General features: G+C 45.2%; 17 protein-coding genes. 9 read left to right on the top strand and 8 right to left on the bottom strand.

Annotation, left to right across the window (positions count from 1 at the left end):
* Positions 1 to 46: 46 nt before the first annotated feature.
* The gene (gene thiL, locus R7040_RS11990) at positions 47 to 1,012 is read left to right on the top strand and encodes a thiamine-phosphate kinase (protein WP_318081415.1); all 966 of its coding nucleotides are present in this window, start codon (positions 47 to 49) and stop codon (positions 1,010 to 1,012) included.
* Positions 1,013 to 1,103: 91 nt separating this feature from the next.
* A complete protein-coding gene (pgpA, locus tag R7040_RS11985; protein WP_031780838.1) occupies positions 1,104 to 1,610 on the top strand; it encodes a phosphatidylglycerophosphatase A in 507 nt (168 codons plus the stop codon).
* A gap of 47 nt (positions 1,611 to 1,657) precedes the next feature.
* Here the strand turns inward: pgpA and dxs are convergent, their stop codons facing one another.
* The 3 genes from dxs to xseB are packed head-to-tail and all read right to left on the bottom strand — an operon-like array spanning position 1,658 to position 4,692.
* Entirely contained in the window at positions 1,658 to 3,523 is a 1,866-nt protein-coding gene (dxs, locus tag R7040_RS11980) for a 1-deoxy-D-xylulose-5-phosphate synthase (protein WP_104975928.1), read from the bottom strand.
* A 20-nt stretch (positions 3,524 to 3,543) separates the two neighbouring features.
* Positions 3,544 to 4,428, bottom strand: coding sequence for a (2E,6E)-farnesyl diphosphate synthase (gene ispA / locus R7040_RS11975; protein ID WP_033905843.1), 885 nt, complete (start codon positions 4,426 to 4,428; stop codon positions 3,544 to 3,546).
* A gap of 21 nt (positions 4,429 to 4,449) precedes the next feature.
* The gene (xseB, locus tag R7040_RS11970; protein ID WP_017635682.1) at positions 4,450 to 4,692 is read right to left on the bottom strand and encodes an exodeoxyribonuclease VII small subunit; all 243 of its coding nucleotides are present in this window, start codon (positions 4,690 to 4,692) and stop codon (positions 4,450 to 4,452) included.
* 263 nt (positions 4,693 to 4,955) lie between these two features.
* Here xseB and pomA point away from each other — a divergent pair, with 263 nt between their 5' ends.
* From pomA to rlmM, 7 genes are all read left to right on the top strand, one after another.
* Entirely contained in the window at positions 4,956 to 5,717 is a 762-nt protein-coding gene (pomA, locus tag R7040_RS11965) for a flagellar motor protein PomA (RefSeq protein WP_005381564.1), read from the top strand.
* A gap of 14 nt (positions 5,718 to 5,731) precedes the next feature.
* Positions 5,732 to 6,679, top strand: a complete 948-nt coding sequence (locus R7040_RS11960; RefSeq protein WP_042521210.1) for a flagellar motor protein MotB — start codon at positions 5,732 to 5,734, stop codon at positions 6,677 to 6,679.
* A gap of 211 nt (positions 6,680 to 6,890) precedes the next feature.
* Positions 6,891 to 8,339: a tRNA uracil 4-sulfurtransferase ThiI gene (gene thiI, locus R7040_RS11955; protein ID WP_053302994.1), complete on the top strand. Its 1,449-nt coding sequence runs from the start codon at positions 6,891 to 6,893 to the stop codon at positions 8,337 to 8,339.
* Positions 8,340 to 8,849: 510 nt separating this feature from the next.
* Entirely contained in the window at positions 8,850 to 9,770 is a 921-nt protein-coding gene (locus R7040_RS11950) for a transcriptional regulator GcvA (RefSeq protein ID WP_005383616.1), read from the top strand.
* Positions 9,751 to 10,374 carry an alpha/beta fold hydrolase gene (locus R7040_RS11945; RefSeq protein WP_053302995.1) on the top strand — a complete coding sequence of 208 codons (624 nt, stop codon included), beginning with the start codon at positions 9,751 to 9,753 and terminating at the stop codon, positions 10,372 to 10,374. The genes R7040_RS11950 and R7040_RS11945 overlap by 20 nt, the downstream gene beginning before the upstream one ends.
* Entirely contained in the window at positions 10,364 to 10,762 is a 399-nt protein-coding gene (locus R7040_RS11940; RefSeq protein ID WP_047010151.1) for a DUF423 domain-containing protein, read from the top strand. Before R7040_RS11945 ends, R7040_RS11940 begins: the two co-directional genes overlap by 11 nt.
* A complete protein-coding gene (gene rlmM / locus R7040_RS11935; RefSeq protein WP_017820611.1) occupies positions 10,759 to 11,850 on the top strand; it encodes a 23S rRNA (cytidine(2498)-2'-O)-methyltransferase RlmM in 1,092 nt (363 codons plus the stop codon). Before R7040_RS11940 ends, rlmM begins: the two co-directional genes overlap by 4 nt.
* Positions 11,851 to 11,959: 109 nt before the next feature.
* On the opposite strand, the gene xni is transcribed toward rlmM, so the two are convergent.
* The 5 genes from xni to queF form a co-directional block, all read right to left on the bottom strand.
* Entirely contained in the window at positions 11,960 to 12,742 is a 783-nt protein-coding gene (gene xni, locus R7040_RS11930; protein WP_005381982.1) for a flap endonuclease Xni, read from the bottom strand.
* Between the two features lie 58 nt (positions 12,743 to 12,800).
* Entirely contained in the window at positions 12,801 to 14,177 is a 1,377-nt protein-coding gene (gene ppnN / locus R7040_RS11925; protein WP_005383611.1) for a nucleotide 5'-monophosphate nucleosidase PpnN, read from the bottom strand.
* 291 nt (positions 14,178 to 14,468) lie between these two features.
* Entirely contained in the window at positions 14,469 to 16,034 is a 1,566-nt protein-coding gene (locus R7040_RS11920) for a sensor domain-containing diguanylate cyclase (protein WP_005381978.1), read from the bottom strand.
* A 98-nt stretch (positions 16,035 to 16,132) separates the two neighbouring features.
* Positions 16,133 to 18,415, bottom strand: a complete 2,283-nt coding sequence (locus tag R7040_RS11915; protein WP_080773725.1) for a tetratricopeptide repeat protein — start codon at positions 18,413 to 18,415, stop codon at positions 16,133 to 16,135.
* A gap of 164 nt (positions 18,416 to 18,579) precedes the next feature.
* Positions 18,580 to 19,425, bottom strand: a complete 846-nt coding sequence (gene queF, locus R7040_RS11910; protein WP_213896190.1) for an NADPH-dependent 7-cyano-7-deazaguanine reductase QueF — start codon at positions 19,423 to 19,425, stop codon at positions 18,580 to 18,582.
* Positions 19,426 to 19,513 lie beyond the last annotated feature (88 nt).

The raw sequence follows: 19,513 nt of genomic DNA, 5'->3' as shown, positions 1-19,513 counted from the left end.
GACCTTTTTTGTATCAAAAGCTTTTACATCAAAAAGTAAGTGAATTATGTCTGGTGAATTTAATCTGATAGACAAGTACTTCGTCGGTCGTCAGAGCCAACGTAAAGATGTCCATCTAGCCGCTGGTGATGATTGTGCTTTGGTCAAAGCGCCAGCTAATGTTCAGATTGCGATTAGCACGGATACATTGGTAGCTGGAACGCATTTCTTAGCCGACGCGAACCCAGCATGGGTCGCACACAAAGCATTGGCTTCTAACATCAGTGATTTGGCAGCGATGGGCGCAACGCCTGCGTGGGTGAGCTTTGCATTAACGATGCCTGAGCCAGATGAAAAATGGCTTGCTCCTTTCTGTGATGCATTTTTCGAACTGGCTGATTACTATGGTATTCAGTTAATAGGCGGTGATACCACCAAAGGGCCACTGTGTCTGACACTCACGGTGCAAGGTTTTGTACCTGAAGACAAAGCGCTCACGCGATCCGGAGCCAAGCCTGGGGATTGGGTATATGTAACGGGAAACCTTGGCGATGCAAAAGCTGGCTTGGATGTGATTCTAGATGACTCTCTGCGCAGCAGAGCCGGCGCGGAAGCACTAGAGCGAGCTCATTACCTTAGTTCTCCGCGTGTGCTTGCTGGACAAGCTCTTGTTGGCTTAGCCTCGTCGGCGATAGATATTTCAGATGGTTTAATCTCTGATATTAAGCACATTTTACAGCGATCTCAGGTTGGGGTTAGTATTGATGTCTCTCAGCTACCGATCTCTTCAGAATTAGTTCAGTTTTTAGATGATAAGATCAGCGCGCAGCAGTATGCTTTAGCAAGTGGCGAAGAATACGAGTTGTGTTTTACCGTGCCGGAGCAAAATCGAGGCTCGTTACAAAGCGCTTTATCTCATACTGGCTGTAAGGTCACATGTATTGGTCAAATCCGACCAAATGGAACCTTCGAGCTGCATGATAACAATCAACTACTTGATTGGGACTTAAGTGGCTTCGACCACTTTAAATGATCTAAGCTAAGCTCTAGCCAAGAGCCTGTTACTATTGAGCAACTCACAGGCATGACGATTGAAACCAAACTAGCAGTATAGGTTTAAGGATATGACCAACCCTCTTTCTCTGATTTCATTAAAGAACCCGTGGCATCTATTGGCGACGGGTTTTGGCAGTGGATTATCCCCGTTTATCCCTGGAACAATGGGCACACTGGCGGCCGTGCCTTTCTTTTTGTTGTTGGCACAATTACCATTTACGGCGTATGTCATTGTTGTTCTGATTTCGTGTGTGATCGGCATTCAAATATGCCAAGTGACCTCTGCAGACATGAAAGTTCATGATCATGGTTCAATCGTATGGGATGAGTTTGCAGGCTTTTGGATTACGATGAGCATTGTACCTGCACTGAATATTCCACTCACTGAATGGAAGTGGTTGATCACTGGCTTCATCTTATTTCGTTTTTTCGATATGGTAAAACCTTGGCCAATTGGGTGGCTAGATAAGCGAGTTCACGGTGGGCTGGGTATTATGGTTGATGATATCGTGGCGGGAGTTATGGCCGGTGTTGCCCTGTTTCTAGTCGCAAAATATGCGGGCTGGATGAACTAAACACTGAACGTAAAAAAAGGGATGCTATGAACATCCCTTTTTACATTCTATTTTGCTAAATAATCCAAGATGGATTTTTCAATTCCTTTTGCATCGAGACCAAGCTCTTCATGCAGTTCATCTTGTGTTCCCTGATGAATAAACTCATCTGGTAAACCTAGGTTCAACACAGGTTTAATGATTTTATCTTTCATCATGAACTCAACGACACCAGCGCCAGCACCACCCGCAATAACATTTTCTTCTAACGTCACGAGCACGTCATGATCTGCGGCTAGTTGACGAATCAATGCCTCATCGAGCGGCTTCACAAAGCGCATATCAGCAACAGTGGCGTTAAGGTATTCTGCCGCTTCTAGCGCGTTGCCCAAGAAAGTACCAAAGTTCAGAATAGCAACTTTTTCACCTTGGCGAACCATGCGCCCTTTACCGATTTCTAACGCCGTAAACTCAGTTTCGATTTCTACGCCCATGCCGCTACCACGAGGGTATCGAACCGCACTCGGGCCAGAATGCTTATGGCCAGTGTAAAGCATTTGTCGGCACTCGTTTTCGTCGCTTGGCGCCATGATCACCATGTTCGGAATACAGCGCATAAAGCTCAAATCGAACGCACCTTGGTGAGTTTGACCATCTGCGCCAACGAGACCTGCGCGGTCGATCGCAAACATCACTGGTAAGTCCATGATCGCGATGTCGTGGATCAATTGGTCATAACCACGTTGCAAGAAAGTCGAATAGATAGCAACGATTGGATGATCGCCCGCAATTGCCATGCCTGTTGCCAGTGTCACTGCGTGCTGCTCAGCAATCGCCACATCAAAGTATTGGTCTGGGTACTCTTTTGAGAAACGCACCATACCTGATCCTTCGCGCATTGCTGGCGTAATTGCCATTAGCTTAGGATCTTGGGCCGCCATGTCACATAAAAAGTCACCGAAGATCTTTGAGTAAGTTGGCTTACCGCCACTGCTCTTCGGTAAGCTATTGTTTGCCGGTGCGAACTTCGGCACTGCATGGTAGCCGATAGGATCTTTCTCGGCAGGCTCATAACCTTTGCCTTTCTTGGTCATGATGTGTAGGAATTGAGGACCTTTGAGCTCACGCATATTTTTCAGCGTTTTGACGAGTTCATTGACGTCGTGCCCATCAACCGGGCCAATGTAATTAAAGCCGAACTCTTCGAACAGAGTACCAGGCACCACCATGCCTTTTAGGTGTTCTTCCGTACGGCGAACCAACTCTTTAATAGGTGGAACACCAGACAACACTTTTTTACCGCCTTCACGGATAGAAGTGTACAAGCTACCAGAAAGTACTTTTGCAAGGTGGTTATTCAGGGCGCCGACGTTTTCTGAAATAGACATTTCGTTGTCGTTCAAAATCACCAACATATCAGGATGAACGTCGCCAGCGTGGTTCATGGCTTCGAATGCCATGCCTGCTGTAATTGCGCCATCGCCAATCACACTGACAATTTTACGGCCTTTGCCTTCTTTTTGTGCGCTGATGGCCAAGCCAAGACCTGCACTGATAGATGTCGAAGAGTGACCGACAGACAACGTGTCATATTCACTTTCTTCACGCCAAGGGAAAGGGTGTAGACCATCCTTTTGGCGAATTGTTGGCATTTTATCGCGACGTCCGGTGAGGATTTTGTGCGGGTAAGCCTGATGACCAACATCCCAAATCAATTTGTCGATAGGGGTGTTGTAAACATAATGCAGAGCGACAGTTAGCTCTACGGTGCCTAAGCCAGACGCTAAGTGTCCGCTAGATTGGCTCACTGAATTTAGCAGATACGTTCGCAGTTCATCACACAGATTTGGTAATGTTTCTTTCGGAAGAAGACGTAATTCTTCCGGTGTATTTGCTAACGCCAGTGTTGGGTACTTTGAAATATCAAGAGTCATATAAATGCGCGCTTATAGTGTTAATTTTTGCGCTCGATGACATATCGGGCGAACTCTTCGAGTAACTGAGTATTGTATGGGATAGCTTCCAATGCTTGAAGTGCTTCCTGTAACAGAGTGTGAGCTTTCTCTATGGCTCCCTCTAAACCCAGCAGGGAAGGATAAGTGCTCTTATTCAGACCTTGGTCGGAACCTTGAGGCTTACCCAGTGTTTCTGTGTCACTGATGATATCAAGAATATCGTCTTGAACCTGAAACGCCAAACCAATTGCTTTTGAGTAGCGCTCCAAGTGAGGTAGAACCTCGATACCTTTCTCACCAGCAGCTAATGCACCTAATTTTACCGCACAATCAATCAGAGCTCCGGTTTTTTTACGGTGTATCTCTTCCATTTCTTCAAGAGAAACTTGGCGATTTTCCGCGCCTAAATCTAAGGCTTGCCCTACACACATGCCGCTGGCACCAGAGGAATGCGCTAAGGCTTTGATCATGCTGATGCGTTGAGCTTCAGCCGCCGGGCTTAATTGACCATCAGCAATAATAGTGAAGGCAAGAGTTTGTAGTGCGTCACCTGTCAGTATTGCGGTTGCTTCATCAAACTTAATATGACAAGTTGGTTGACCTCGACGCAGTTCATCATCGTCCATGGCTGGCAGATCATCATGAATGAGTGAGTAGGCATGTATACATTCGATAGCAGCGGCGGGGGTGTCTAAGTCTTCAGGTTTACAGCCGAGCATTTGACCTGTGATGTAAACAAGAAAAGGGCGAACGCGTTTTCCACCTAGCAAAAGGCCGTATTTCATTGCTTGAATCAATGGCTGCTCTTGATATGGAAGCTGATCGAGCCACAAATTCAATTGCTGATTGTTTCTTTGTTGAAAAGACGTCAATGTCTGTTGCATCACATTGCTCACTACTGATTGTTATTCTGAATCTGGTTTGAAGTCACTCAGTGGTGCTTCATCATCTTCATTAAGAAGAATGCTCACGCGCTGTTCGGCGTCGCTTAATTTAGTTTGGCCTGCACGAGCTAAGGCAATGCCTCGTTCAAACTTACGCAGGGCATCATCTAGAGCAAGATCGCCATTTTCTAATTGATCAACCAAGCTATCAAGCTCTTCAATGGTTGCTTCAAAGGTCATGTTTTCTGGTTTCTTGACCGCCATCTTTTTTCTGCCTTAATCAAGCCTCGGGTAAGATGCACGAAAGTTACCTTAGCCTAGTAACTTGGTCAAATTTAACCTTATATAATTGTCACAAAATTAGCGTTCAACGAGTCTAAGCGGTGAAACCCCATATTTTGGTTGAGGTTGTTAGGTGTAATTTGTGATCCATTAGCTAAGATTTTTCTAAAAATTCTGCGCGAGTTGTCGATACAGGTAATAATCCGCCCAATGGCAGTATTTGAGTATAGCGTGAGGAGTGCTTTGTGGATTTAGCAACCCTATTAGGTTTGATTGGTGGTTTTGCATTCGTCATTATGGCGATGGTGCTTGGTGGCAGCATCGGCATGTTTGTCGATGTCACGTCGATCCTTATTGTCGTTGGTGGCTCAATATTCGTCGTGTTGATGAAGTTCACAATGGGACAGTTTTTTGGTGCGACAAAGATTGCAGGCAAAGCTTTCATGTTTAAAGCGGATGAACCCGAAGACCTGATCGCAAAAATTGTGGAAATGGCCGATGCGGCGCGTAAAGGTGGTTTTCTTGCTCTTGAAGAGATGGAAATAAACAACACATTCATGCAGAAAGGCATTGATCTACTGGTTGATGGCCATGATGCCGACGTTGTGAGAGCGGCACTCAAAAAAGACATCGCGCTTACGGATGAACGACATACGCAAGGTACTGGTGTATTTCGCGCCTTTGGCGACGTTGCTCCTGCAATGGGAATGATTGGCACCTTGGTTGGTCTTGTTGCGATGCTTTCAAACATGGATGACCCTAAAGCGATTGGACCAGCAATGGCCGTTGCACTCTTGACCACATTGTATGGCGCGATCCTGTCCAATATGGTGTTTTTCCCTATTGCGGATAAGCTTTCTCTTCGCCGTGACCAAGAAACGCTAAATCGCCGTTTGATCATGGATGGCGTATTAGCGATTCAAGATGGCCAAAACCCGCGAGTGATCGATAGTTACTTGAAGAACTACCTCAATGAAGGTAAACGTGCCCTTGAGATTGACGAGTAACTTGGAGAGTCGTGATGGATGATGAAGATAACAAATGCGATTGTCCGCCACCTGGCCTCCCGTTATGGATGGGGACATTCGCAGATTTGATGTCGCTACTGATGTGTTTCTTTGTTCTTCTGCTCTCGTTTTCTGAGATGGATGTACTGAAGTTCAAACAAATTGCAGGATCAATGAAATTTGCCTTCGGTGTGCAAAATCAGCTTGAAGTGAAAGACATTCCTAAAGGTACTAGCATTATTGCCCAAGAGTTTCGACCGGGTCGGCCGGAACCAACTCCGATTGATGTCATCATGCAGCAAACCATGGACATCACTCAGCAGACGCTCGAATTTCATGAAGGGGAGTCTGATCGAGCTGGTGGCACAAAACGTGATGAAGGCAAGTTAACGGGTGGGCAATCGCCAGAAACGTCAACTCAAAACAATGAATCTGCCGAAGCGGACATGCAGCAACAGCAATCTAAAGAGATGTCGCAAGAGATGGAAACCTTGATGGAAAGCATCAAGAAAGCCTTAGAGCGAGAGATTGAACAAGGCGCCATTGAAGTTGAAAACCTCGGTCAGCAGATTGTTATACGTATGCGTGAAAAAGGTGCATTCCCAGAAGGTTCGGCCTTCTTGCAGCCTAAGTTTCGTCCTTTAGTTCGTCAGATTGCAGAGCTAGTAAAAGACGTGCCAGGCATTGTTCGAGTATCTGGCCATACAGACAATCGACCGCTAGACTCGGAACTTTATCGTTCTAACTGGGATCTCTCTTCTCAGCGTGCAGTATCAGTCGCGCAAGAGATGGAGAAAGTGAGAGGCTTCTCTCATCAACGTTTGAGAGTGCGGGGTATGGCGGATACGGAGCCCTTGTTACCGAATGATTCTGATGAAAATCGTGCGCTTAACCGACGGGTTGAAATCAGCATTATGCAAGGCGAGCCTCTCTACAGTGAAGAAGTGCCAGTAATTCAATAACTAGGCTTTAGTTTTAAGTCAGTAAAGAGATAAGAAAGCGAGCAGATTGCTCGCTTTTTTTGTTTTTCCAATCCGCTTGGGTGTATAATCTTGCGCCTTAAAAGTGAGCTCAGACTACTTTTTGTGACTGAAACGCGGTTTTACTGCGTATGAAGTATTGAAGTTGAGTGTCACTCTTTGTTGATTGCGAAACTAACCTGCGAATTAGACTATGAAATTTATTGTAAAGCCCCATCCAGAAATTTTTGTAAAAAGTGAATCTGTGCGTAAGCGCTTCACAAAGATTTTAGAGTGCAACATTCGTAACATCATTAAGAGCCGCACGGAGTCTGTCGCGGTATTTAACCGTCGTGATCACATTGAAGTGACCTCTGAGAGTAACGAATTCCACGCTGAAGTTCTTGAGGTTTTGACTCATACACCAGGCATTCACCACGTACTGGAAGTGAAGCAAACTGAATTTAAAGACTTGCACGATATCTTCGAGCAAGTGCTAGAACTCAACCGTGCTGCACTCGAAAATAAAACCTTTGTTGTACGTGCGAAGCGTCGTGGCAAGCATGACTTTACCTCCATTGAACTAGAGCGTTATGTAGGCGGTGGTTTAAATCAAGCGATTGAAAGCGCTAGTGTTAAGCTACGAAACCCAGACGTGACGATCAAGGTAGAAGTCTCGAACGACAAGCTAAACCAAGTATTGTCTCGTCATAAAGGCCTAGGTGGTTTCCCTCTGGGTACGCAAGAAGACGTGTTAAGCCTGATCTCGGGTGGTTTCGATTCTGGTGTTTCAAGCTATCTTCATATCAAGCGTGGTTCAAAAGTACATTACTGCTTCTTTAACTTAGGTGGTCCAGCACACGAAATCGGCGTTAAGCAGGTTTCTCACTACCTATGGAACAAATACGGTTCTTCAGCAAAAGTACGTTTTATCTCAGTTGATTTCGAGCCTGTGGTTGCGGAAATCCTAGAGAAAGTCGATGACGGCCAAATGGGCGTGATCTTGAAGCGTATGTTTATGCGTGCAGCAGGCATGATCGCTCAGAAGATGAAGATCGAAGCATTGGTAACAGGTGAAGCACTAGGTCAAGTATCGAGCCAAACGCTAACCAATCTACGCCACATCGATAACGTAACTGACACGCTGATTCTGCGTCCACTTATCAACTGGGATAAAGAAGACATCATCAATCTAGCACGTGAAATCGGCACAGAAGATTTCGCAAAGACAATGCCAGAATACTGTGGTGTTATCTCTAAGAAGCCAACCGTGAAAGCGGTGAAAGGCAAGCTAGAAGCTGAAGAAGAGAAATTCGACTTTAGTATCCTTGAGCAAGTGGTTCAAGAAGCTCGCATGATGGACATTCGTGATATCGCGAAAGAGTCTGAGCAAGCCGCACCAGAAGTAGAGCAAGTTCAAGCGGTAGAAGAGCACGCGGTTGTGCTAGATATTCGTAGTCCTGAAGAGGAAGACGATAACCCACTTGAAATCGAAGGTGTGGATGTGAAACATATCCCTTTCTACAAGCTGGGTACACAGTTTGGTGACTTAGACCAGTCTATGACATACCTACTTTACTGTGACCGCGGTGTGATGAGCCGTCTGCAAGCGCTTTACTTGCAAGAGCAAGGCTTCAGCAACGTAAAAGTTTACCGTCCATAGCTGACTGATAAAATACGTTAAAAGGCGCAAATTGAGACATCAATTTGCGCCTTTTTTGTTTTTGATCGCGTTACAGACAACCATTACTTAGCATAATGTTGAGGCTCATCGCAAAGCCATACACTTTGTGTTGATATAACGATAATTAATCCGAAAGAAGAGTAATAAAGTGATATTGCTGCCAGATATGCGGATGAGATTTTTGATAGATAAAAAAACACCGCCTAATTTAGGCGGTGTAACAAATTTGACAGACAGGTCAAAAATAAATACAGGAAGTATATGTTTTGTCACAGGGAGTGTGGACAAAACATTATGGTAGAAATCTACCTAACTCGAAATACGAGTTTGCAAACACAACATCGCAACAACGAAGCCAATTGATTTCCAAAGAAATCAAGCCGTTCAGGCCCGTGTTTCGGGGTGAAATATAGAATTTATCTGGCTGTTCGACAACGGACATTTTATAATGTTTCAGATTAAAAAAACTAATCCTATTAGAGGTCCCATATGTCTCGCAGATTGCCTCCATTAAATTCGCTTCGAGTCTTCGAAGCGGCTGCTCGTCATCTCAGTTTTACACGAGCAGCAGAAGAGTTATTTGTTACTCAAGCCGCGGTCAGTCACCAGATTAAAGCGCTTGAAGAGTTCTTATCATTGAAGCTCTTCCGTCGACGTAATCGTTCTTTGTTGTTAACAGAAGAAGGCCAAAGTTACTTTCTCGATATCAAAGATATTTTCACCTCGATTGCGGAAGCGACAGATAAGGTGTTGGAACGTAGCGAAAAAGGGGCATTGACGATTAGCCTACCGCCGAGTTTTGCTATCCAATGGCTTGTACCTCGTTTGGCCGATTTTAATGCTCAAGAGCCCGATATCGATGTACGTATTAAAGCCGTAGATATGGATGAAGGCTCACTGACTGATGATGTTGATGTGGCGATCTACTATGGCCGTGGGAACTGGCCAGGTTTGCGAGCAGATAAATTGTACCAAGAGTTTTTGATCCCACTTTGTTCACCTTCATTACTTTTGGGTAACAAACCATTAGAATCTTTAAGTGACCTCAAATTACATACTTTGTTACACGATACTTCGCGTAAAGACTGGAAGCAGTTTGCTCGTCATTACAACATTGAAGGCATCAACGTAAACCACGGTCCTATTTTTAGTCACTCAACGATGGTGCTACAGGCTGCTGCGCACGGTCAGGGGGTCGCGCTCGGTAACAACGTACTCGCCAAACCTGAAATGGAAGCCGGACGACTCATTGCACCATTCGACGAGGTGTTGATATCTAAGAATGCATTCTATGTGGTGTGTCATGAACAGCAGGCAGATATGGGCCGAATCGCAACGTTTAGAGACTGGATGTTAGCAACCGCGAGAAAAGAACAAGAGGAAGTATTGGATGAATCACTGGATAGCTGAGGGACCTGAAAACGGACCGCTGTTTATTTTTGCTCACGGCGCAGGTGCGGGGATGGAGCATGATTTCATGACAGCGGTCGCCAAAGGATTAGTGGAGCAAGGTATTCGTGTAGTGCGTTTTAATTTCCCTTACATGGTGAAACGTTCGGAAGATGGCAAAAAGCGTCCGCCCGATCGCGCGCCAAAGTTGCTCGAAGCATACAGCGAAGTGATCGCTCACTTTACTTCTTCTCCCGTGGTTATTGGTGGTAAGTCAATGGGCGGTCGTATGTCGAGCTTGTTGGCTGAAAATGAGCTGGTGTCGGGCATTGCCTGTTTAGGGTTTCCATTTCACCCGCCAGGAAAGCCAGAGAAATACAAAGGCGAGCACTTAGCAACCATTGAGAAACCTACGCTGATTCTGCAAGGGGAACGAGACACCTTTGGTAAGCGTGAGGAATTCGATGATTTCGTCCTTTCGTCACAAGTAACGGTGAGCTTTTTACCTGATGGTGACCACAGCTTCAAACCGCGCAAGAGCTCAGGTCATACTGAAGTGGGTAACATTGCACTCGCGATAGAGCAGTTAGCGGCGTTTATAAAAGAGGTGTACAGTGAAAAGTAAGTGGTTACTCTCATTCTCTGGTCTGTCTGGGCTGCTTTCGGTCGCTCTTGGAGCATTTGCTGCTCATGGGCTAAAAGCGACACTGGCCCCTTATTTGCTCGGTGTATTTGAGACCGGAGTTCTGTATCAATTTATTCACACGTTGGCGATTGTGTTTTGTGCCATTCTGCTTCTGCTCAATTTGGGACAAAAAGCACAAAAATATTTTTTCATTGCGGCGATTTGCTTTATTATCGGCATCTTTTGTTTTAGCGGCAGTCTTTACGCGCTGGCGCTGACGGGCATTAAGTGGTTTGGGCCAATTACTCCTGTGGGAGGATTACTGTTCATGATTGGTTGGTGTCTGTTCTTTTTTGCTGCGTTCAATATCAAAGAGGTCTCCAAGTGAAACAACTAATGCTCTATTGCCGTTCTGGCTTTGAGAAAGAGTGTGCTGGTGAAATTCAGGACAAAGCGACACAGTTGGAAGTGTATGGCTTCCCTCGTGTGAAGAGAAACTCAGGTTATGTTGTCTTCGAGTGTTACCAAGATGGAGATGCCGACAAACTTGCGAGAGGTTTAGACTTTAAGTCTTTAATTTTTGCTCGACAAATGTTTGCGGTAGCAGCTGAGTTTCAATCGTTGCCAAGTGATGACCGAATTAGTCCAATTTTGAATGAACTAGCAGACATCGAAGCATTCCCTCGTTGTGGTGATTTGAGAATTGAAACGCCAGATACAAATGAAGCGAAAGAGCTACTGAAATTCTGCCGTAAGTTTACCGTCCCAATGCGTCAAGCGTTGCGCGGCAAAGGCTTAATGCTGAACAAAGATAACGCGAAAAAACCAGTACTGCACATTTGCTTTGTTGAGCCTGGCCACTGTTACGTTGGTTACTCTTACACTGACAACAACTCACAGTTCTTCATGGGTATCCCTCGCCTTAAATTCCCAGCAGACGCCCCAAGTCGTTCAACACTTAAACTGGAAGAAGCATTTCATGTCTTTATTCCACGTGAAGAGTGGGATGAGCGTTTGGCACCAGGTATGTGGGGTGTGGATTTAGGTGCATGTCCAGGCGGTTGGACGTACCAATTAGTGAAGCGCTCAATGTTCGTTCACTGCGTTGATAACGGCATGATGGCAGACAGTTTGATGGAAACTGGCCAGATCAAACACCATATGGTGGATGGTTTTAAGTTCGAACCAGACCGCAAGAACGTAACATGGATTGTTTGTGACATGGTGGAAAAGCCTGCTCGTGTTGCTCACCTGATGGGACAGTGGCTGTTAAAAGGTTGGGCAAAAGAGGCTATCTTTAACCTTAAGCTGCCAATGAAAGGGCGTTATGACGAAGTGCTGCAAGATCTTGAAAATCTGAAGCAGTTCCTCATTGATAATAAGGTAAAGTTCAAGCTACAAGCTAAACATTTGTATCATGATCGTGAAGAGATCACGATTCATATCCAATGTCTGTCGAATATTTCACCTTACTAACTTTATTCCCCGAGTCTTTTGGGAATAGTGATTAGAATAGAAAAAGCGCCTTCAAATGGCGCTTTTTTAATATCTGCCGGATTTCATGGTGTGAAACTACCATCGGACACTACTCCGCTTTGTTTGGCCCTAAAAAGCGAATATCTTGCAAGTTAAAGCCTAGTTCTATATCGCACTTTAAAGCGGCGACGCGTTTACATAAACGAGCAGACTCAATGTGCTCATCCAATTTTTTACGGTATTTCGGTACGAGATCTTCACTAGCGTAGGCAGCTTCAATACTCTCAAACTGAGTGAGAATCTCTTTCGCTGCTTTCGGGCCAATTCCAGGTACGCCCGGAACCTGGCTAGAGCTTATCCCTGTCAATCCCCAGTAATCCGCTAGTTGACTTGGTTTTACGCCGAACTCTTTTTCGATAAATGGTTCATCTAACCAACGATGTTGGAAATAATCACGGATTTGTAGGGTAGGGGAAAGTAGCTGGCAGTAACCTTTGTCAGTCGAAACGATGGTGACTTTTTCACCATGGCTGGCCACTTTCGTTGCGAGTGTAGCAACCAAATCATCTGCTTCATCGCCTTCAGACAGCAATGAATCAATACCTTGCTCCCACCACGCTTGTTGAATCGCATCTAACCCTTGCAGTAGTGGCAGAGGCATTGGTTTTCGGTTTTGCTTATAGTCAGGGAGAATTTCAGCGCGCCAACCTCTGTCTTGTTCGTGGTGATCAAAAACTGCGATGATGTGTGTCGGGTTGGCCTCTGACAGAATGCGAGTGAGGGTTCTTTGCGTTGTGGTTATGGTTCTTGCTATGTCGGTTGGATCTGGTTGTGCTGAGTGCACTCGGCGGATCAGGTTTAGGGCATCAATGATAACAAGATGAATAGACATAATGACTTAGCAATAAAAAAGGGGCGTAATGCCCCTAGTGTAACGAATGCTAGCCTGACTATCGACCACCAATTTCCGGGTGAGCGATTCGATAACACGGTTCGTAGTCTGAACCGCCAGGTAATTTCATTCGGTGCTGTTCGACAAAGTCTTTTAGCAACTTATCGAGTTTTTTCATGAGGACTGCGTCGCCATGAATGGTGAAAGGCCCTCTACGTTCTATTTCTCGAATACCTTCAGCCTTTACGTTACCTGCCACTATGCCAGAGAAGGCTTGACGCAAGTTGGCCGCTAAAACTTGCGGTTCTTGATCTAGGCTTAAATCCAATTGTTCCATCGACTCATGAGTAGGTTCAAATGGCAGTTGGAAGTTTGGCTCAATTTTCAATGACCAGTTAAAGCTGTACGCATCGCCTTTCTCTTTTCGGTGAAGGCGTACCGAGTCCATGGAGCGTTTCATAATACGAGCGACTTCTGCCGGGTCGTCAATGATGATCTCGTAGTGCTTTTGCCCTTCCTCACCAAGTGTGTCGCGAATGAACTCATCAATAGAGCGGAAGTACTCTTCACTCTCTTTTGGTCCTGTTAATACGATAGGCATTGGCTGATCGGCGTTATCCGGGTGCATCATGATGCCAAGAATGTACAGTAGCTCTTCCGCTGTGCCCGGGCCACCTGGGAAAATAACGATACCATGAGCCATACGGACGAAAGCTTCCAAGCGCTTTTCGATGTCGGGCATGATGACCAGCTCATTTACTATTGGGTTTGGTGGCTCGGCCGCAATAATCGAGGGTTCGGTTAAACCAAGATAACGTTGCTGAGTATAACGTTGCTTTGCGTGCCCAATTGCTGCACCTTTCATCGGCCCTTCCATTGCACCAGGGCCGCAACCTGTGCAGATGTTAAGTTCACGCAGGCCCAGTTCGTTACCCACTTCACGTGTGTACTGATACTCCACTCCATTGATAGAGTGACCACCCCAACATACGACAAGATTCGGTGCGATACCTGGAGTTAATGCTCTGGCATTACGAAGAATGCCGAACACGAGGTTCGTAATGTGAATTGGGTTAGTAAGGTTGAGCCGCTGGGCGTCTGCCAAATGCATGTTTACGTAAACGATATCACGCAATACGGAGAACAGATGCTCTTGGATACCTTTAATTATTTCGCCGTCAACAAAAGCGTGCTCTGGCGGATTAGTCAGCTCAAGCTTAATACCACGCTCACGACGCACGACGTTGACATCAAACGATTGGTATTTATCGAGCAGTTCTTTCGAGTTATCGGTATGGCTACCGGAGTTCAACACCGCTAATGTGCAATTACGGTACAGCTGATAAAGTTCACTCGAGGCTGTGTTCTTTAAGCGCTCTACTTCTAGTTGAGATAGCAAGTCCATGCTACCAGCGGGGCTTATATGGGTAATCATAACGCCTCCTTGTGTTGCATTAATTTGAGGGAAAGTACCAACTTACCTTTTTGGTGTTATACGTATGGTTTGATGAAAGGTAGTTGGCCGATTTGGTTTTATGGTTATCAACTCCCAAGCAACCTCAAGATGATACATTTGCCTTTTATAAATACATCATCTTGAAGTGACTTGGTTTTTTACAGCTTAGCAGACTAAAAGGGAAGAAATGTGATAACTCGTTGAAAATGGGTGGTTATAAAGCGTAGATTGCACCAAATTTGGTTTGTTTGCTCGCTTTTTGTACGAATCTTAGCTCCAGTTAAGCTGGTTTGTTCCACGTTTTTTAGCGTCCGCAAGCATCTTGCCAAGACGATCGAGCACATACTCTGGCGTATCGGACTCTTTGAAAGACGTCGATACAGCAGCTAAGGTAATCATGATATTTTGCTCACGGAACTTAAAGGGTAATTGGCTAATATCACGCTGGATATGCTTAATCAGATCCAGTGTGTATTCTTCAGATTGTTCCGGGACGAGTAGAATAAACTCCTCGCCACCAAAGCGAGCCACTGTTTCCGTTTCTGATACGCGCTTGTTAATAGTACGAGCGATGATCTTCAGCGCTTTATCGCCAGCCGTATAACCATAGCTATCATTCACCGCTTTGAAGTTGTCTACATCAAATAGCACAACACGAAGGTTTTGCTGAGAGCGAATCCAACGGCGATACTCTAGCTCTAGTCGATCGTTAAATGCAGTGCGGTTATAAACTTTAGTCAGCGGGTCGAGCAACATACGCTGAGCTTGGTCATCTAAGCGTCGACGATAATCTTGCGTAGTTTCAAATACCGCTTCGAGTTGGTTCTTACTGTAACTTAACCGCTCTTGCAGCGCTTGCTCTCGCTCTTCCGTCATTTTCAGTCGCTCTGTCAGCGACGCCATTTTTTCGAGAAGAGGCGTGATTTCTTTTTTCACAACCGCGATATCTTGAGCTTGATTAAGTGACTTTTGGCTTAATTCAACCAAGCTGTTCATTTCTGTGTTGAGCTCTTGGCGGTGTTCAAAGTAGGTATGATGCTGGTCGACGTTCTGATGAACGGTTTTTAGGTTACTTGCGAGAGAAGTGTTCAGCTGATCAAGGAATTGGCTAGACGCCTCGCGCTCGAACTTTGTTGCTTCGACAACCAATTTCAGCGTTGAGAGCGTAAGCTCAATGAGAGACTCGGCACTCACGCCAAGGAGCAACTTAGCGCGAATATCCAGCAATCTATCGCCTGATTCTCCCTCGAAATCCAGCTCTGTAATAGTATGTTGAAGGTCGCTGGCCAAGCATTCAAGTTGAGATCTGTCAGGATTGTTTTCAAATTCACTAAGATGTAGACGTGAATTAGACGTAATGATTTTCAGAGCGCGTTCGTAAATACTCAGTAGCTTAGTGGCTTGATCAGCTTTATTGCTGGCGTGAACTTCAGAGAAACTCATCAGGTTCCGTAGTTCACGTTTTAACTGCGCAGGTAAGCCAGTGACACGTTGCAGTGTTTCACCACTGTGCTTGATTTGTTCGTCAAGGTAACCGTTCTGTTTATCCATCGTCTTCGACTGCTGTTTGAGCATCCTCTCTAATACCGCTAAACGCGGGATAAGAGTGCTGATATCTTTTTGATGTTGCAGCTCTTGTTGGATTTCAAATAGGTAGTTGGATACCTGAGTGTTCGAACCCTGGCAAGCTGAAGACAATGATGCCACAACGCGTTTAAGAACTTGTTGTTCACGTTTGAATTTGAGTGAAGTATCACGATGAGTCAGTCTGAGTTGGTCAAGTTGACAACTCAGCTGATGCAGCTGCGACTGAATATCGGATTCCAAGATTCCCATGAAGTGACTACGGTTAAGTCCATGTACTACTGACAATTATCTGATAATAACAAAAAACTTTATAGCGTCATTAGTTATTACGTTCAACAGGCGTTTAATTATCCATTTTTTAATATTTTCTTGATGTCGTCCTCATTCTTGTAGGACGAATGGATCTTGATCAGGCCTTGGCTAATGGCATGTTGACAGGCAGTTCTTATGTTACCTGTTGCAAAGCTAGCAGCAGGCGCATTATCGATGGCTTTTAAGAACACCCAGTGGCTTTGCTTATCCTTCAAGCTGACTTCTCGTGCGATGTGAGTCGCAAGCAACAACAGATCGAGTAATTCCTCATCGTTAATTGCAGTGTAGGCTCGGGGTAAGAACGGATAATCACTGATGCCCATACGAATAATACGATTGACGTTGTGCTGCTGAGCGAACTCATCCACCCAAGTCTGGAATTTTTCGAACATGACTTCGGCAGAAGCATCACGGTCAGCGTTCGGTTCTATGTAGAGTAAGTTCGCATCTGAGAAATGGTAAAGACGCGACGGTTTTTCTATTTTTTCCGCAAGGAAGTCGCCAAATGCCCGTTCTAGTTCTAGACCTGCCTTATAGCCGTTATGGACGTACATGCTTCGTAAGAATGGCAAATCGATCATAACAAAGCGTAGGCGATCATTAAGTGGTTCGTGGATCAATTCACCCATTTGCCATTGCTCGAAAGTTTCGCTCGACTTTTTCAATGAGCGAGAAAGCTTAACATTCAGCATACGCAAGTTACGTAAACGAGAGCGAGAGTGGGTGAAGAGGTCGTTACGCAGTTTTTCGATTTCACTTGCTTGGCGCTGCATAATGACACCACGGCGCATAATGAACAAAAACATGACCAAGACAGTAATAAACAATGCAAATGAGATTTTCTGGAATTTACGATGCTCTCTTTCCACTTGCTCTAAGCGTTCTGATTGACCGATGTAATGGATGGTTTGTTCGGCAAATTCTTTTTGCTGACGGAACGCATCCTCACTGATTTGGTTAAGCTGCTTTTGTTCTAGACGAACGAGGTTGGTGTATTTTTTATAAGCTTGCAGAGAAAGTTTGTATTCGCCTGCCTGCTCGTAACCCAACCCAAGTAAACGGTATGACTGCTGCTTAATGAAGTTGTTATTTTCAGGTGACTTTTCAGCAAGCGCTAACGCCAGCTTAGCATTAGTAATGACGTCTTTACTGTCATTTTGATGATAAGCCAGACCTGACTGAAGCAGGGCAGCCTTTGCTTCAAGCTTAGGAATATTGGTGTATTCTAAAAGCTCTTTAGAGCGGTCTAAGTACTGCTCTGCTAGCGCGTAGTTATAGAGTTGTAGGTAGGTAGCCGCCAAGCTTAAGCGAATTTTAATGATTCTATTGATGTTCTTACTGGTACTTTCATGGTCAAGCACGTTGAAGTAATGCACTAACGCAAGGTTAAACTTACCCTGATAAAAGTAGATGTCGCCCATTTGCTCTAGGACGTCCGCTAGGATCGGAGAGCTAGGGTAAGAGTCATAAAAATCTGCGGCTTGAGATAAGTATTCGATCGCTTTGTCGTACACTCGTCGCTCCTGGAAGAGCCTAGCCAAAAGGCGATTCACTTTTGCTAATCTTGCACCACTGTTACTTTCAATAGATTGCCAATAACCGTATAGGAGTTCTGACAAAGCCAAATTGTATTTCTTGCTATTGAGGTAAAACTCGCCGACGGCAGTGTAGTAGTCGATCAAGGCTAACTCAGAGCGGCTATCGTCAAGCATGGTCTTTGCTTCAGAGTACAAGTTTTCCGCTTTAATGACATCGCCACTATGTGAAGCGAGGAGTGCTCTTTGCATCACTAGTCGGTAGCGAACGCTGTCGGTGCGTTGTAATACGGCATCGGCTTCATCGAGCTGTTGTTCAATTTGGTTAAGCGTGTCTTCCGCTTTTGAGTAGTTTTCGTCGTACATCCAAATCATTTGGTTGCGCATCAGCTGTAGATCTAAGTCCATGTACGGCAATTGATATTCTTGCGCTAAGCGTTCCGCTTTATTTAGGTGCTCGATAGCCGAACGAACATTACCCATGGCGTAATCTGCCTGAGCGATAATCTTGTGCGCTTCGATGGTGCTGCTTGGTGTGCGAACGCTACGATCTGTTTCGTCGCGAGACATGGCTGAAGGGCTGTCACTTTCTTTGCGTTCTGTTAGCTCACGCTGTGACAAATAGTTGGTTGCCGCTTGTTTTGCTTGTGATGGCTCTATTTCCGCCAATTGTTGTGCTTCGTTGAGTAACGCGGACGATAAAATGGTTGCATGAAGTGGCTGTACAAACAGCAAGCAAAGAAAGCCAATCAATTTGAATAGACGCGAACTGTCCCAAAACATCCTTTCGTTCCCTCGAACTGTTTTTAGATATGGCGATAACGGCGAAAAGCCTCAATTAGCCGTTTAAATGCGGGTTGAAGCCATTTGATATAGTAACATGCTCGGACAATAAAAACGTCCGGCAACCCTTTAGATTGCCGAACTTATTTCTGTTGCCTATGCGCTTACTGACGAGCCATACGGTGATTGTGAGCTGGCTTATCTTGTTCCGTTGAGCGGTAAGGGTTGATATCCAAGCCTCCACGGCGCGTATAGCGGGCAAATACGGTCAGTTTGCTTGGTTGGCAGTATTTCATTAGATCCGTAAAAATACGCTCTACACACTGTTCGTGGAACTCATTGTGCTCGCGGAAAGACACTAAGTAACGTAACAGCTTCTCACGATCTATTTTTGCGCCTTGGTAGCGAATTTCTACACTGCCCCAGTCGGGTTGGTTAGTGATCAAACAGTTTGATTTCAATAGGTGGCTATGTAGCACCTCTTCAACTTGTATTTCACCTGCCGCACCTTCAAGCAAATCGGCATCGAAATCGTAACTGGTGATGTTAATGTCTTGGTCATCAATACATTCACCGTCCATTGTTACGATAGGTTGATTGGTATAGTGGGTCACTGGATTCACCTCAACCAGCACCTTTTCACCTGCGCATTCAGACAGGTCTTGTGTTAAACGCTCAGTCACTTCTTCCCAGCTTGCAAAGCGGGTTTGGTTATAGCTGTTTAAGTACAGTTTGAAAGACTTCGATTCAATCAAGTTTGCGCTGGTGGCTGGAATGTATACTTCGCCAACGGCCACTTGTGGTAAACCTTTACTATTTAACCAAGACAGTTCATACAGCGTCCAAATGTCGTGCCCCATGAAAGGCAGAGTATCGCCTAACTGAAGGTCATCTCGGTTCAGGCTGCGAGGGACTGGTTGCAGCAAGCTTGGGTCATACTGGTTCGCATACTCGGTCTTTTTACCTAGTGTTAGGCCAGCAAGCTCTTTAGCGTCAGAATATTTGCTCATACTTTGTGGTCGTTTTCGATTAGAATGGCGAGAATTTTACTGAATCCGCTGGTCAATTGCCATCCGGCAAACACGGCTATCTGATAAA

It is taken from the genome of Vibrio sp. 1069, from assembly GCF_033340555.1.
This window is presented reverse-complemented; position numbering and strand designations above follow the sequence as displayed.

Coding starts and splice junctions, on each gene's coding strand:
- thiL (WP_318081415.1), top strand. CDS start 47: ATGTCTGGTGAATTTAATCTGATAGACAAGTACTTCGTCGGTCGTCAG.
- pgpA (WP_031780838.1), top strand. CDS start 1,104: ATGACCAACCCTCTTTCTCTGATTTCATTAAAGAACCCGTGGCATCTA.
- dxs (WP_104975928.1), bottom strand. CDS start 3,523: ATGACTCTTGATATTTCAAAGTACCCAACACTGGCGTTAGCAAATACA.
- ispA (WP_033905843.1), bottom strand. CDS start 4,428: ATGCAACAGACATTGACGTCTTTTCAACAAAGAAACAATCAGCAATTG.
- xseB (WP_017635682.1), bottom strand. CDS start 4,692: ATGGCGGTCAAGAAACCAGAAAACATGACCTTTGAAGCAACCATTGAA.
- R7040_RS11960 (WP_042521210.1), top strand. CDS start 5,732: ATGGATGATGAAGATAACAAATGCGATTGTCCGCCACCTGGCCTCCCG.
- thiI (WP_053302994.1), top strand. CDS start 6,891: ATGAAATTTATTGTAAAGCCCCATCCAGAAATTTTTGTAAAAAGTGAA.
- R7040_RS11950 (WP_005383616.1), top strand. CDS start 8,850: ATGTCTCGCAGATTGCCTCCATTAAATTCGCTTCGAGTCTTCGAAGCG.
- R7040_RS11945 (WP_053302995.1), top strand. CDS start 9,751: ATGAATCACTGGATAGCTGAGGGACCTGAAAACGGACCGCTGTTTATT.
- xni (WP_005381982.1), bottom strand. CDS start 12,742: ATGTCTATTCATCTTGTTATCATTGATGCCCTAAACCTGATCCGCCGA.
- ppnN (WP_005383611.1), bottom strand. CDS start 14,177: ATGATTACCCATATAAGCCCCGCTGGTAGCATGGACTTGCTATCTCAA.
- R7040_RS11920 (WP_005381978.1), bottom strand. CDS start 16,034: ATGGGAATCTTGGAATCCGATATTCAGTCGCAGCTGCATCAGCTGAGT.
- R7040_RS11915 (WP_080773725.1), bottom strand. CDS start 18,415: ATGTTTTGGGACAGTTCGCGTCTATTCAAATTGATTGGCTTTCTTTGC.
- queF (WP_213896190.1), bottom strand. CDS start 19,425: ATGAGCAAATATTCTGACGCTAAAGAGCTTGCTGGCCTAACACTAGGT.